Origin of the sequence: Streptomyces hokutonensis (assembly GCF_042751305.1) — a bacterium.
Classification (GTDB): Bacteria; Actinomycetota; Actinomycetes; order Streptomycetales; family Streptomycetaceae; genus Streptomyces; species Streptomyces hokutonensis_A.
On record NZ_JBHYWD010000002.1, the window covers coordinates 175,176 to 188,663 of the forward strand.

The 13,488-nt window shown below is 70.2% G+C and carries 11 protein-coding genes; 3 read left to right on the top strand and 8 right to left on the bottom strand.

Annotation, left to right across the window (positions count from 1 at the left end):
• The first annotated feature begins 46 nt into the window (after nt 1-46).
• Entirely contained in the window at nt 47-544 is a 498-nt protein-coding gene (locus ACFXC1_RS06945) for a DUF6328 family protein (RefSeq protein ID WP_026178628.1), read from the top strand.
• On the opposite strand, the gene ACFXC1_RS06950 is transcribed toward ACFXC1_RS06945, so the two are convergent.
• The 3 genes from ACFXC1_RS06950 to ACFXC1_RS06960 form a co-directional block, all read right to left on the bottom strand.
• Nucleotides 468-1,124, bottom strand: a complete 657-nt coding sequence (locus tag ACFXC1_RS06950; RefSeq protein ID WP_381241112.1) for a DUF2238 domain-containing protein — start codon at nt 1,122-1,124, stop codon at nt 468-470. The genes ACFXC1_RS06945 and ACFXC1_RS06950 overlap by 77 nt on opposite strands.
• A 111-nt stretch (nt 1,125-1,235) precedes the next feature.
• Nucleotides 1,236-2,258, bottom strand: a complete 1,023-nt coding sequence (locus ACFXC1_RS06955; protein WP_381241114.1) for a hypothetical protein — start codon at nt 2,256-2,258, stop codon at nt 1,236-1,238.
• A gap of 106 nt (nt 2,259-2,364) precedes the next feature.
• Nucleotides 2,365-4,011, bottom strand: a complete 1,647-nt coding sequence (locus ACFXC1_RS06960; protein ID WP_381239843.1) for a protein kinase domain-containing protein — start codon at nt 4,009-4,011, stop codon at nt 2,365-2,367.
• A 387-nt stretch (nt 4,012-4,398) separates the two neighbouring features.
• Between ACFXC1_RS06960 and ACFXC1_RS06965 the strand changes: the two genes are divergently transcribed.
• Nucleotides 4,399-4,725 carry an aldehyde dehydrogenase family protein gene (locus ACFXC1_RS06965; protein ID WP_381239845.1) on the top strand — a complete coding sequence of 109 codons (327 nt, stop codon included), beginning with the start codon at nt 4,399-4,401 and terminating at the stop codon, nt 4,723-4,725.
• A gap of 81 nt (nt 4,726-4,806) precedes the next feature.
• On the opposite strand, the gene ACFXC1_RS06970 is transcribed toward ACFXC1_RS06965, so the two are convergent.
• The 5 genes from ACFXC1_RS06970 to ACFXC1_RS06990 all read right to left on the bottom strand — a co-directional run bounded on the left by ACFXC1_RS06970 (nt 4,807) and on the right by ACFXC1_RS06990 (nt 11,266).
• The gene (locus ACFXC1_RS06970) at nt 4,807-6,513 is read right to left on the bottom strand and encodes an MFS transporter (RefSeq protein WP_381239848.1); all 1,707 of its coding nucleotides are present in this window, start codon (nt 6,511-6,513) and stop codon (nt 4,807-4,809) included.
• Between the two features lie 182 nt (nt 6,514-6,695).
• Nucleotides 6,696-7,655 carry a threonine/serine dehydratase gene (locus ACFXC1_RS06975; RefSeq protein ID WP_381239851.1) on the bottom strand — a complete coding sequence of 320 codons (960 nt, stop codon included), beginning with the start codon at nt 7,653-7,655 and terminating at the stop codon, nt 6,696-6,698.
• Nucleotides 7,656-7,763: 108 nt separating this feature from the next.
• Nucleotides 7,764-8,441: an AIM24 family protein gene (locus ACFXC1_RS06980; RefSeq protein ID WP_381239854.1), complete on the bottom strand. Its 678-nt coding sequence runs from the start codon at nt 8,439-8,441 to the stop codon at nt 7,764-7,766.
• Between the two features lie 66 nt (nt 8,442-8,507).
• Complete coding sequence (locus ACFXC1_RS06985; protein WP_381239856.1) at nt 8,508-9,842, bottom strand: CAP domain-containing protein; 1,335 nt, start codon at nt 9,840-9,842, stop codon at nt 8,508-8,510.
• 164 nt (nt 9,843-10,006) lie between these two features.
• Entirely contained in the window at nt 10,007-11,266 is a 1,260-nt protein-coding gene (locus ACFXC1_RS06990) for a serine hydrolase domain-containing protein (RefSeq protein WP_381239857.1), read from the bottom strand.
• A 303-nt stretch (nt 11,267-11,569) separates the two neighbouring features.
• Between ACFXC1_RS06990 and ACFXC1_RS06995 the strand changes: the two genes are divergently transcribed.
• On the top strand, nt 11,570-13,366 hold the full coding sequence (locus tag ACFXC1_RS06995; RefSeq protein ID WP_381239859.1) for a M4 family metallopeptidase: 1,797 nt from the start codon (nt 11,570-11,572) through the stop codon (nt 13,364-13,366).
• Nucleotides 13,367-13,488 lie beyond the last annotated feature (122 nt).

Genomic DNA, 13,488 nt, shown 5'->3' on the forward strand with positions numbered 1-13,488 from the left:
GCGGCGGTTCCGTTTGAAGGGCCGGCGGTCCGGTTACACGGACCGCATGACTCAGGAGGAAGATCGGCGGACGGGGCGCGACGAGTCCGAGGACGAGCGCGCGGACCGGATGTGGGGCGAGCTCATCCAGGAGGTCCGGGTCGCGCAGACCGGCGTACAGATCCTGTTCGGGTTCCTCCTCACCGTCGTCTTCACCCCGAAGTACGCCCAGCTGGAGCACGCCAACCAGGTTCTCTACGTCGTCACCGTCGTCCTCGGCGCCACCGCCACCGGAGCGCTGATCGGCCCGGTCTCCCTGCACCGCCTGGTCTCCGGCCGGAGCGTGAAACCCCAGGCGGTGCGCTGGGCGTCCCGGCTGACCTTCGTCGGCCTCGTCCTGCTGCTCGCCACGATGACCGCCGCGCTGCTGCTGGTACTCAGGGTCGCGACCCACGACGCGTATGTGCCCTGGCTGGTCGCCGGGGTGGTCACCTGGTACCTGCTGTGCTGGTTCGTACTGCCGCTGTGGGCGAGACAGCGCGATACGACTCGACCGGGTCGATGACCCCGAGCCGCGCCAGCTGCCGGTCGTGGACACGGCTGAGCACCAGCACCGAGACCGTGGCGCCGATCAGCGCGCAGAACATGTCCCACTGCGTGTCCCACACGTCCCCCTGCGTGGCCAGGAAGGCGTCCGCACTGTGTCCGCCGATCACGGCCGCCGCCCACTCGAACAGCTCGAAGAGGGCGCTGAAGGCGAGGCATGCGCACACGGTGAGCGGCGCCAGCCAGCGGCTGCCGCGCAGCGGCGAGGTGCGGGTGAGCAACTCCCGTACCAGGACCGCCGGTACGAAGCCCTGCATGAGGTGGCCGAAACGGTCGTAGGGATTACGGCTGAGCCCGAACGTGTCCCGGACCCAGTCGCCGACCGGCACCTGCGCGTACGTGTAGTGGCCGCCCACGGCGAGGACCAGCGCGTGCGCGGCGAGCAGGCAGCACAGGAGGCCGGTGAGGGGGAAGCGCCGCCAGGTCAGGACGATCACCGGCAGTCCGACGAAGACCCACACGGTCTCCAGGAACCAGGTCGTGCGGTCGTGCGGGTGCCAGGCGGAGAGGACCATGCCGACAACCACCAGCGCGACCATGGCGGCGGGCAGACGGCGTCGCGGTGCGGAAGGAACGACGGACACGATGGGGCTCCCTTGTCGTGGGGAGCCCCATCGTGTCCGAAGGCCGAAATCACTGCATGAGTACGGCTACTCAGCCGGAGTGGTGCTCTTGCGCAGCGCGGTGAGGCAGCTGTCGATGGCCTGCTGGAGTTCCTCAAGACGCTTGACCATGTCGTCCTCGTAGAAGTCCTGGGCGTCGTCGAAGGTCAGCTCCTCGAACACCTTCGTTGCCTTCTGGAGACTGCTGTAGAACTTCGTCCGCCGCTCCTGGACGCGCAGTTCGGGGTCGGCCTCCACCGTCTCGACGACCAGGTTCTTCATGGTGTCGTAGGCCTCGGTCGCCCACTCGCCGGTGTCCTCGCCCTCCTCCAGTTCGTCGAGCAGCGACAGGTGCCGCTCGGCCTCCTGGCGTACGTCGAGGGGCGCGTCGACGGTCTGGCCTGCGGGGGTCTTGATCTGGCCCGACTCGGCGATCTGCCGGACATAACCGATCCGGTCCGCCGAGCGGCTCTCCGTCGCGACGGCCTTCTTCAGGTCGTCGGTGCGGACCACGTCACGTGCCAACTCTGCCTGCAGCTCGGGGTCTTCGCGCACCCGGTCCAGCAGCGCCTGCCGGGCCGCGCGCGCGGTGGACGGGTCGGCGAGGATCGCGGCCCGCAGCGCGGTGGGGTTCTCCGCGACCTCCAGCGCCTTGGTGGGGCGGATGCCCTCCGCCTCGGCGGCCTCGGAGATGGCGGTGCCGCGCTCGGAGGTGGCGCTGGAGCGGGAGACGTAGTAGTTCAACCAGACGTCGGCGTCCGGGAGTTCGACCTCCTGGCCGGGGGCCAGCTCCTCGAAGTGCGGGACGAGACCGTCGTCCGCGGCCCGGTCCCAGGCCTTGTAGTAGCGCATCACGCGCTCGGGGGAGCAGTCGGCGAGTTCGGCGAACTCCTTCGCGGACACCTTCGGCGTCTCGTCCGCGCTCTGCCCGCCCGGCCGTACGCTGCGCGCCACCTTCAGGCCGAACGCCCAGCCGCCGGTGCGGGCGTAGGCTCCGAACTCCTGGGCGTCCCGGGCGACGAGGCCGGCGTCGTCGAGGGCGGTGAAGGACGTCTCGGCCTGGTCGATCACTACGGTCAAGGCGGACTCTCCTGGGCTTGAGATGAGGCATGGTGCGAACACGCAGCCTATATCCACCCATTGCCGCTGGTTTGAGTGCCCGGCCCTCGCGTCGCCGTCAGTTCGCCGACCGCTTGAAGGTCTTGAAGAAGGTCTGCAGCGCCTGGCGGTTGGCCGCGTCGTTCCACTCGTCGGCGGGCGTCGTCCACCGTAGCGAGAAACTGCGCCCGCCGCCGAGCAGGAAACCGCGCCCGAGCGTCCGTACCCTGGCGTCGCCGGTGCCGGAGAACCACTCCAGGTCGGCGGCCTTGTCGCCCTGATAGGTCGTGGCCCTGATGTCGCCGATCTGCTGGAAGCCCGCGGTCTGCTTCAGCCCCGGCAGGACGTCGTCGCGCCAGATGGCGACGGGGTCCGGTCCCGCCTGGGTGCTGTACGTCACGGCCAGGGTGCGCGGATCGCCCGAGGCGCCGAAGGTGACGCGATAGGCGACGTCGGCCTCCTTCTGGGTGTCCACCACCTTCCAGCCCTTCGGGAGCGCGACGGAGAAGCCCTCCGGCGCCTTGAACACCCGGAAACCGGCGGGCAGCGGGGCGGCGGTGGGGGACGGGGATGCGCTGGCCGACGGCGAGGCGGAGGCCGCGGGGGAGGTGGGGGACGTCGGTGAAGGCGTGGCGGATGGGCTGTAGGCGTGACCGTCGACCTTCTCGCCGGGAGTGCTCGCGGAGGCGGACACGGACGGGAGGGGCGAGGAGGGCGAGGTGGCCGACGAGGTCTCGGTGCCCGGGAGTTGATGGGTGGCGGCGAGGACGGCGACGGTGACGGTACCGACGGCCAGGGCGGTTCCGACGGCCATGCCGCGCCCGCTCCAGGTGGTGCCCGCACCGCGGAACGTGTCGTAGGCCCGTCGCAGCCGGGGCAGCGGGACGGGCTCGCGGTCCGCGTACGGGTCCTCGTGCAGGATGCGGGTGAGGGCCTCTCGGACCACCGGGCGGGTCATCCGCTCGCGGGAGTTCTTGCGCAGCAGTCCCTGGATGACCTGCGCCAGCGGCCCGGCGCGCGAGGGGCCGCGCATCGGGAGCCGGTCCACGCCCTTCAGGGTCGCCTCGGGGCGGCCCCGGTCGCGGAACGGCGGGTGTCCCTCGACCAGTGTGTAGAGGATCGCGCCCAGCGCCCACAGGTCGGCGGCCGGTCCGATGCGCTCGTCGCGGGCCTGCTCGGGGGAGGCGTACGACGGTGCGGTGAGCCGGGGCACGAGGGTGGCGCCGGCGAGTCCGAAGCCGGTCAGGACGACGGTGCCCCGGTCCCGCACGAACACCTGGCCGGGGCTGAGTTCGCCGTGGGTGATGCCCTCGTTGTGCGCCGCCTCCAGGATGTCGAGCAGCTCCAGGCCGATGCGGGCCGCCCGTACATAGTGGAACGTGCCCTGCTGGGCGAGGAGTTGGCCGAGCGGTGTGCCGTCGATCCAGTCGGTGACGGTCCACAGGGTGCCGGCGTCCTCGACGGCGTCCATGACCTGGGCGACCCGGGTGGGAGCGAGCAGCACCATGATCTCGGAGGTGCGCATGATGGCCGCGGTGGTCCGGCGCGCGCTCTCCTCGTCCAGGGCGGCGGGCAGCGTCACCTGGGTGAGGAGGCAGGGGCGTTCGGCGGCCATGTCCTCGCCGTACCAGGTGAGCCGGTTCGTCTCGCGGTGTGCGACCTCCATGGGCCGGTATCTCCCGGCGACTGACTCGTGTACGGAGACGTGCGTCTCGACCATGGCCATCCCTCGCTGAACCCCTGGGTCTCACCTTTCCCAGAAGTACGGCGGTTGTGATGGCGCGGTTCAAAGGATTCGCAATTCCCCGGTGGTTCTTGCCTTTTATTCAATCGCGGCGGCGGGTGGCCGGGGAAATGCCGACGGGAATACGCCCGCCCCGACCTGGCGGTAACCGCCGGTAACGAGCAACTTTCCCGCCGTTGGCGCCCTGACCAGCGCCTCTTGCCTTGACGGGGTCGATCCATGCGCTTGGGGACTTCCGGCGGCTACCTGGCTGTTCCCGGAAGTTCAGATCGGCGGTCGGAAGCGGTCAGCGGGCCGATCAGGTAGACCGCGATCGAACGCTCAAGGGTCGCGGCGAAGGGTGTGCGGAGGAATACGAGACTTGGCGACATGCAAGTGGCACGGGAGGAGGTCTTGGGACCGGTGCTGGCCGCCATGCCGTTCGACACCGAGTACGAGGCCGTCGCCCTCGCCGACGCCACCGAGTACGGCCTGGCCGGCGCCGTGTGGTGCGGGGACGCCGCCCGGGGGATGGCCCTGGCCCATCGCATTGAGGCGGGCCAAGTCGCCGTCAACGGCGGGGTGATGGGCGTCGAGACACCGTTCGGAGGTTACAAGGCGAGCGGCATCGGCAGGGAGAAGGGCATCGCGGCCCTCTACGAGTACACCCAGCTCAAGACGGTCGGCGTCACCCTGCCGGACCACGGCACCAACTGAAGCGCTGTCTCGCGTCGTGCCGGACATGGGGGCCGCGGCGGAGCCGTCACACCCACGCCGCAGCTCCGGGCCATGCTCCGATCAGGCTTCGCTCACCGCGAGCGCCGCCAGTTCGCGGTCGACGGCGTCCTGGTGGGCCTGCGCATCCTCGCGTGCCTTCTTCGGGCTCCAGCGGCCTGCCATCACGAACACGAAGGGCAGGAAGAGGACCTGGCCGCCCACGCAGATCCACCACCAGGTTCGCCACTCGCCGGGACCGTTCTTCGCGGCCTTCTGCACCTTCGGGCCGTACTCCTTGAGCACCTCGATCTGCGGCTGTGCCTTCTGCACGACGGCCAGGTCGGCGGCGCCGACCTCCTTGACCGCGCGGGCGGCGAGGTCGGCGGGTGTGGTGGTCGGCGTGTACTTGCCCAGTTCGGCGAAGAGTTGGGGATGCGCGCCGACTATGGCCAGCGCCGGGGCGGCCTGCTTCTGTGCCGCCGCGACCTCGGCGCCGTGCTCGACGAGCGGGGTGACCGAGGTGACGAGCACCGGGATGAACGCCGCCGACACGGCGACCACGATGCGTACCGTCCAGCCCCAGACCGCGAGGCCCGCGGCGGTCGCGGCCGGATTGCGCTTCTCCACGGTCTCGGTGAAGCTCGCCATCCAGGGGGCGTAGGCGATTCCACTGAACACGCCGATCGCGACGAACAGCCAGGCGAACGTGTAGTAGCCGGTCGTCGGGTGGGTGGCCAGGGAGGCGAAGAACGCGGTCGCCACCACGGCGCCGATCCCGCCGACGACCATGAAGGGCTTGCGCACCAGCAGCCGGTCCGAGAGCAGGCCGGCCACGATCAGTGCGAGGGCGTTCGCGGCCCAGTACCAGTTGGCCAGGCCGTTGGTGCGCTGCTCGCTGTAGCCGAAGGTGGTCGAGAAGTAGACGACGAAGTTGCCGACGGCGGCGTAGTAGAGGAGCAGGAAGACCGCGATCGCGAAGGCGGAGCCGAGGATGTCCAGGCGCAGCATCTGCCGCCACTCGCCGCGCCGTACCCCCTCGGTGTCCAGTCCCTTGGCGCGGGCTTCGACCAGGGCCCGGTCCCGCAGGCTCACCATGATCTGGTCGCGCAGCCCGGGCGACAGCTCACGCAGGGCGAAGAGGGCGACGACGAACACGATCAGTCCGGCCGCCCCGGAGTAGCGCAGCTCGTCCTGCCAGCCGGCCGAGTCGAGGGTGCTGCTGGTCACCGAGGTGACGACCAGGCTGCCGATGACCGGACCCATCGTCCAGTAGCCCATCGCGGTGGCACGGCCGAGCTGCGGCGAGAAGTCCCGTATCAGCGCCGGGGTCGCGACCAGCACGATGCCCTCGATGACGCTCACGACGGCGAACAGCACCAAGTACGCCGTCTTGTCGGCCGCGTTGGGCAGTCCGAAGAAGACCAGGAGCGCGGCGATCAGCAGTCCGTAGACCACGAGGTTCGCCCGCCCCCAGCGGTCCGCGAGACCGGCCACGAGGGAGGCGAAGGCGCCGAAGGCGTTGCCGACGACCGAGACCCACACGAAGTAGCGGTAGGTCATGTCGAAGTGCGTGATGATCGACGTCGCCACCGCGTACTGGATGTAGAGCATGTAGTAGAGCACGACGGTCGTGACCACCACGATCGCCAGATACGACATGCGTCGCCCGGTGGCCGGATACGCCGGCAGATCGCGGCGGTACAGCCGGGTGAGCGCGCCACGGGAGCCGGCGCCGGGCGCGTCGGTACCTGGGTTACTCGTGTCAAAGGGTGCGGAAGCGGAAGACATACGACTCCCTTTGGAGCTGCTGGGGACAGGGTGAGCGGCGGGAGGCTGGGGGCCCTTCCGTTCGGCGGAGCGTAGTACCGACTAGTCGGTATGACTAGATGTGCGACAAGCCTTCGCGCGCGGGGGTCGAGAACAGGCTCCCTCGCGCGGGAAGGCTTGTCGCACATGCCGTCAGCGGCAGGTCAGCGCAGTCCGAAGCGCTCCGACCAGTCCGAGATCTCCCCGGCCGTCGCGTTGCCCCCGCACACCACGAGGCCGATCCGCGTGCCGTCGCCGACCCTCTCCAGGACCTGCCGGGCGGCGGGCAGCAGACAGCCCGCGGCGGGCTCGGTCCACACCTTTGCCTGCTCGGCCAGGTCGAGACAGCCGTGTACCGCGTCCTTGTCGGAGACGGTCAACACCTCGGTGACCAGGGCCGACACATGGTCGTACGTCAGTTGCGACACGGCCGGCGCGCTGAGCGTGGTCACGATCGAGGACGGTACGACCGGCACCGGGCCGCCCGCCGCGAGCGCCGCGGACATGGCCTCGGCGCCCTCGGTCTCCACGCCCCAGACCCGGATCCCGGGCCGCCGGGCGTGCAGGGCGGCGGCGACCCCGGCGATCAGTCCACCGCCGCCGATGCTGACCAGTACGTCGGTGAGGTCACCGGCGTCGTCCGCGAACTCCAGCCCCACGGTGCCCTGTCCGGCGATCACCACCGGGTCGTCGAACGGGTGGACCAGGGTCAGCCCTTCGTCCCGCAACCGGTTCACCAGCGCGAACGCGCTCGGCATGTCCTCGGTAAGTCGCAGCGACGCACCGGCCGCCTCCACCAGCTCGACGGACCGGGCCGGCGCCGAACGCGGCATCACCACCGTGGCCTTCACGTCCAGCGCCGCCGCCATGACCGCGAGCGCGATCCCGTGGTTGCCGCCGCTGACCGCCACCACTCCGGCCGCCAACTCCGCCTCGCCGAGCGACAGCAGCTTCGCCGTGGCACCGCGCGCCTTGAAGGAACCCGTGCGCTGCAACAGCTCCAGCTTCGTCGTGACCGGGACGCCGAGCAGCTCCGAGAGCCCGGGACTCTCCACGGTCGGGGTGCGTACGACGTGTCCGGCGATCCGCTCGGCGGCGGCTTCGATGTCCGAGATGCCGATCAAGGCAGTCATCCTCCCGGCACGGGGCAAGGTGTTCCGTGCCGCCTCCGACCCTGACCCGGAAAGGACCCGCAGGTCAACACGTTTCAGGGTGGGTGGCGGACCGGGACCTCAGTGCTGCTGTGCCTTCTGCGGAGTCACCTCGCTGGGCCGTACGACGACGAATCCCTCGCCCTGGAGCATGAGTTGGACGGCTTCGCCCGAGCCGCCCCGCAGCATCGACCCGATGGACTGCGAACGGTGCAGCGAGGTCTGGAGGTGGGCCGACCAGCCGACCACCGCGTCCGTGTCGACGAACACCGGGTACTGCTGCGAGACGGGTATGACCAGCGGGTTGCCCTCGCAGACCAGACCCAGCTTGCCCTGCCCGGTGAAGACGCTGTTGAACAGGCCGCCGCCCGCGATGCCGGACCCCTTCACCGTCTTGATCGCGTACGACAACGAGGCGTCGAAACACAGGACGTTGCGGCCGTTGACGGTGAACTCGTCCCCGGGGTCGATCTCGACCACGAAACAGTTCTGTGCCTCGTGCGCGAACCACGCCTCGCCTTGCCCGCGCACCGCCATCAGCGGCAGGCCCTCGCCGGTGACCGCGCGCTTGAGCATGCCGCCTACGCCCTGGCCCTTGCGCTCGAACTGGAGGTTGCCGCGGTAGGCGATCATCGCCCCCTGGCGGGCGAGCATCTCGCCGTTGACCGCGTACTTGATGCACTTGGCGTTCTCTACGGTCATGCCCGGCGCGGTGGCCGGCTGCACCATGTGCTCACTGGAAAACAGATCACCCTTCATGCGGGCATCCTGACCCGGAAGATCTCATTCCGCCAAGATCGTGGAGGGCTTCACCCCGCAACGCGGTCAGGCGCCGAAGAGTTGCGTCCAGTACGTGCCCATCTGTCCGCCGCCCGCGAAGCCGATGCCTATGTGGGTGAAGTCCGGCTTGAGGATGTTGGCGCGATGGCCGGGGCTGTTCATCCAGCCCTCCACCACCTCGGCTGGGGAGCGCTGACCACACGCGATGTTCTCGCCGATCGTGCGCCTGCGCGAGCCCGCGGCGGCGGCCCGGTCCCAGGGCTGGGAGCCGTCGGGGGAGGTGTGCGAGTAGAAGGCCCGGGCCACCATGTCCGTGCTGTGCGCCTGCGCGGCGGCGGCGAGCAGCGGGTCCACGGCCAGGGGGCGCAGCCCGGCCCTGGTCCGCTCCGCGTTGGTCAGCTCCACGACCTTGTCCGCGGTCCCGGCCAGATCGCTTTCGGTGAGCGGCCGCGCCCACAGGGCCGTCCAGTAGATGTCGCCCGAGCGGGGATCGACGGCCTGGGCCAGGCCCGCGTGCGTGAAGACGCGTTCGAGCAGTGTCCGGCAGGCCTGTTCGGTACGGAGGCAGTAGTCGACGAACTCGGCGGGCGTGCGCGGACCGGAGACCAGGTGCTCGCCGACGGTGAGATAGGCGTACCCGGCCCGGATCACCCGCTGGTACACGGAGGTGCCGTCCCGGCTCTCGGTGCTGAGGTGTCCGGCGGCGGCCATGTCGGAGACGTGGGCCTGCGCGGCCGAGGCGAGGCGGGGGTCGAGTGAGACGGGCGGTGAACCGGCTTGGGCGCGGGCCGAGTTGACCAAGGCGAGGAAGCGGGTGGGGTCGGGCATCGGGGAGTCGGAGGAGCCCCCGGTTCGCGCCCCGGTATCCCTTCCCAGTGGAGAGGCGGGACCGGGTGCCGTGTCCTCGACGATGTCCACGCCGAAGTCCCGTGCGATGCCCGCGAGTCCGTCGGCGTACCCCTGCCCCAGTGCGCGCAGCTTCCAGCCCGTGCCGCGTCGGTAGAGCTCGGCGAGGAGCAGGACGGTCTCCCGCTCGGGGCGGGCCGGGGTGAAGCGGGCGAGCGGACGGCGGCCCGCGTCCGCGACATGCAGGGTGGGTGCGGGCAGTCGGCCCAGCGGGGTGCCGGGGTCGGCGGGGCTGACGACGACGGTGACCCGGGCGGCGCCCGCGCGGAGCCGGGCCGGGTCGACGGTCAGGGTGTCGCCCTGGAGGCGGGCTCCGGTCACGGTCGGCTGGTTGTAGAACACGAAGTCCGCGTCGCCGCCGACCTTGCCGCTCTCGTCCGTGATCAACGCCGACACGTCGAACGGGCCGGGCACCCGCAAGGTCATGGCACCGCCCGGGAGGGGCAGATTGCCGCCCGGCACCAGCTCGTTCATGGCACCGCCCTCGCTGTTCGTGCCCGGGAAGTGCCCGGTGGGGGAGTTCGTCCTCCACTCAACGTCCCGTCACGGCAGGAGGGTTCCCGCAGAGCGCGGTGGGGGGGGGGGGGGGGGTGCTCGGGCCCGCCCCCCACACCCACACCACCCCCCCCCAGGCGCCCTCAGTCCCGGGCGATCCCCGGCGCGAAGTCCTCGTAGGCCGCGCGCCGTTCGGTGATGTAGGAGCCCCGGCCGGTGAGCGGCGAACCCTGGAGCGTCCTGGTGCGCTTGCCGCAGAAGGCGGACTCCAAAGTGCCCGCCATCGTGTTCAGCACCGTGCCGTTGTTGGAGGTGTTGGCCAGCGCGGTGAGACTGCGGCGGCCGTCCTTGGAGGTGAAGGAGTAGGTGTAGAAACCCTGGACCGCACCCGTGTGGCCGTACACGGAGACGCCGCAGGACAGGTCGCGCCGCCGCAGCCCGAGGCCGTACCGCGTGGTGCTGTTGACCGCAGTCCACCGCTCCATCTGGGCGAGCGCGGCGGCGGAGGTGAGTCTGCCGGAGAGCAGTGCGGAGAAGAAGGTGTTCAGGTCGTGGGTGGTGGAGATGAGCGCGCCCGCGCTCTGGGCCCACGATGCCGTCTGGTCGGTCGCGTCGACCGGTTGCGCGCCCGCGCGGTCCTGGGTGAGGTAGCCGCGGGCGTGGCGGCCCGGGATCTTCGTGTCCGGGTGTACGTAGAGGGTGTCGCGCAGTTTGAGCGGCTTGATGATGCGGTCGCGGTACGCGGTCCCCACGGAGTGGCCGGTCAGCTTCTCGATGAGCATCCCGGCGACAACGAAGTTGGTGTTCGAGTACGAGTAGGCGGCGCCCGGCGCGTTGGTTCGCGGGTGCTTCAGAGACAGCTGCACCAGTTGCCGGTAGGTGAAGACCTTGTTGCGCACGGCTTCGAAGCCGGAGACCGAGCTGGCGAACATGGAGTTCGTGTAGTCGTACAGACCGCTGCGGTGGCTCAGCAGGTGACGGACTGTGATGCGCTTGTCGGGCAGCAGGCCGGGCAGGTAGCGGTCGACCGAGGCGTCCAGGTCGAGCCTGTGCGCGTCGACGAGTTGGAGCAGGACGACGGCGGAGAACGACTTGGTGACGCTGCCGATGCGGAAGCGGTCGGCGTTGTCGATGACCCGGCGGGTCGTGCGGTCGCCGATGCCCGCGGCGGCCGTACGGACGCTGCCGCGGTCGTCGATCCGGGCGATCGCCCCGGGCGCGCCCTGTGTCGTCAGGGTGCGCAGCACGGCACGCAGGCCCACCAGGTCGGGGGCCGGAAGCGCGGCCGCGCTGCCGGCTCTCGTGGTGTCCGACCCGTGGGTCGCGGCATGCGCCGGTACCGCTGTGAGCGTCAGCAGCGCCACTGCTGATGCCGTGGCCCTGCGCACCGTTCTTGAGACCATCCGGTTCTCTCCCGTTTCTCTTGTGTGCGAGATCGGTCACAGTCGCGCGAGGCAACCTTCTCGCGGCCCGTCACATCTCCACAGCCGACGCACAGTTGGTCACTCGCTGATCACTGGGCGACGCGGATTCGCAAAGTATTGCCATGAAAGTCACGAAAACCGTTGATTTCGGCTTTACATGTACATGACTGATCCGTAAGGGTTTCGCCTCGGGGCCCGACCAGCCCCCTGGGCGCTCTCAACAGCGCCCGGTCTCAAGGCGGTTGGCGATCCCGACCGTCTCGAAGCGAGGAGCCCTCACCCATGCGTGGACCCCACATACGCGGCCTGGCCATCGCCGTCGCCGTGACGACAGCGGCCACGGGACTGGCCGGAACGGCCTTCGCGGGACCGGCCACGGGGTCGGACCACGCGGTGACGGCCACCGGCACCACCGCCGCGTCCGTCGTCACCGCCGCGCGTGCCGCCGCCTTCGCGCACGCGGCGGCGACCGGCGTCGTCCAGGGCGACGCGCTCCGGGCCAAGGACGTGATGATCGACCCCGAGGGCGCACGCCATGTCCGGTTCATCCGCACGCACCAGGGCATGCCGGTCCTCGGCGGCGACCTCGTCGTCCACCTGTCCCGCCAACTGGGCTACACCGGGGTCACCAGGGCGGCCGACCACAGCGTCGAACCCGCCACCACGCGCCCCGAACTGACCGCGGCGGAGGCCGAGACGAAGGCCGCCGCCGTCGCAAAGGGCGACGCCGGAACCGCCCGTCTCGTGGTCGACGCCCGCGACGGCCGGGCCGCCCTCGCCTACCAGGTCCCCGTCAGCGACAGCGACACCGCCGAGGCCACCGGCACCCGCACCGTCGTCATCGACGCCGTGACGGGCAAGGTCCGCAGCAACACCCCCGACAGCGACGAGTTCCTCTCACCCGAACTGCTCGACACCCTGCGCGAGCGCGGCGAGACCCTGAACCCCGCCACCGGCACCGCCACCCGGGCGACCGCGCTCACGGCGGCCGCCGCGACCCGCGCCGCCCACTACCCGGTCACCGCCACGGGCACCGGCACCTCCCTCTTCGTCGGCAAGGTGCCGCTGACAACCACCCGCACCGCACGCGCCAGTTACCTCCTCAAGGACCCCACCCGCTGGGGCACCGAGACCCGCGACGCCAAGGGGCAGGAACTGGAGAGCTTCGCGCGCGGCAAGGCGTTCACCAGCACCACCGACAAGTGGGGCAACGGCACCGTCGCGCACCGCGACAGCGCCGCCGTCGACGCCCAGTACGGCATCACCAAGACCCTGGACTTCTACAAGAAGACCTTCGGCCGCAAGGGCATAGCGAACGACGGCAAGGCCGCCCGCGGAATGGTCCACTTCGGCAAGAAGGTGGCCAACGCGTTCTGGGACTCGACCTGCGACTGCATGCTCTACGGCGACGGTGACGGCGACATGTTCAAGAAGCCGCTCGTCGTCCTCGACGTCACGGGGCACGAACTGACCCACGGTGTCGTGGACGCCACCGCCGAGCTGGAGCCGACCCGCGTCGACGCGGACGGCAACCAGTACGGCGAGGCGGGCTCCCTGAACGAGTCCCTCGCGGACATCTTCGGCTCCAACGTCGAGTTCAGCGCCAACAACGCGAAGAACCCGCCGAACTACCTCATCGGCGAGAAACTCGGCCTCGCCCAGAAGTTCCTGCGCCGCCTCGACCACCCCTCCCTCGACAAGCTCGAAGGCACCATCGACTACTGGTCTCCCCAGACCTACGACGCCGAGGTGCACGCCGGCTCAGGTGTTTCCTCGCACGCGTACTACCTGCTCGCCGAGGGCAGCGGACGCAAGACGATCGGCGGCTTCACCTACGACTCGCCCACCTACGACGGGTCCACGGTCACCGGCATCGGACGCGCCAAGGCCACCGCGATCTTCTACCGCGCGCTCACCCGCTACATGGTGTCCACCACCGACTTCCACGACGCGCGCCTCGCCACGCTGAAGGCGGCGGCGGACCTCTACGGCGCGAACAGCACGGCGTACCAGACCGTCGACCAGGCCTGGGCCGCCGTGAACGTCACGGTCGCCAACACCCCTGCGGCCAGGCACTGATGACCGTCCGGGGGGGGGGGGGGGGGGGGGGGGCGCGGCGCCAGATGCCGGTCTGTTGTCCCCCACAGCGGCGGCCGACCAGACTGGCTGACTATATATAGGTGGATGCGGGTGCATGAGTA

Coding starts and splice junctions, on each gene's coding strand:
- ACFXC1_RS06945 (WP_026178628.1), top strand. CDS start 47: ATGACTCAGGAGGAAGATCGGCGGACGGGGCGCGACGAGTCCGAGGAC.
- ACFXC1_RS06950 (WP_381241112.1), bottom strand. CDS start 1,124: ATGGTCGCGCTGGTGGTTGTCGGCATGGTCCTCTCCGCCTGGCACCCG.
- ACFXC1_RS06960 (WP_381239843.1), bottom strand. CDS start 4,011: ATGGCCATGGTCGAGACGCACGTCTCCGTACACGAGTCAGTCGCCGGG.
- ACFXC1_RS06965 (WP_381239845.1), top strand. CDS start 4,399: ATGCAAGTGGCACGGGAGGAGGTCTTGGGACCGGTGCTGGCCGCCATG.
- ACFXC1_RS06970 (WP_381239848.1), bottom strand. CDS start 6,513: ATGTCTTCCGCTTCCGCACCCTTTGACACGAGTAACCCAGGTACCGAC.
- ACFXC1_RS06980 (WP_381239854.1), bottom strand. CDS start 8,441: ATGAAGGGTGATCTGTTTTCCAGTGAGCACATGGTGCAGCCGGCCACC.
- ACFXC1_RS06985 (WP_381239856.1), bottom strand. CDS start 9,842: ATGAACGAGCTGGTGCCGGGCGGCAATCTGCCCCTCCCGGGCGGTGCC.
- ACFXC1_RS06990 (WP_381239857.1), bottom strand. CDS start 11,266: ATGGTCTCAAGAACGGTGCGCAGGGCCACGGCATCAGCAGTGGCGCTG.
- ACFXC1_RS06995 (WP_381239859.1), top strand. CDS start 11,570: ATGCGTGGACCCCACATACGCGGCCTGGCCATCGCCGTCGCCGTGACG.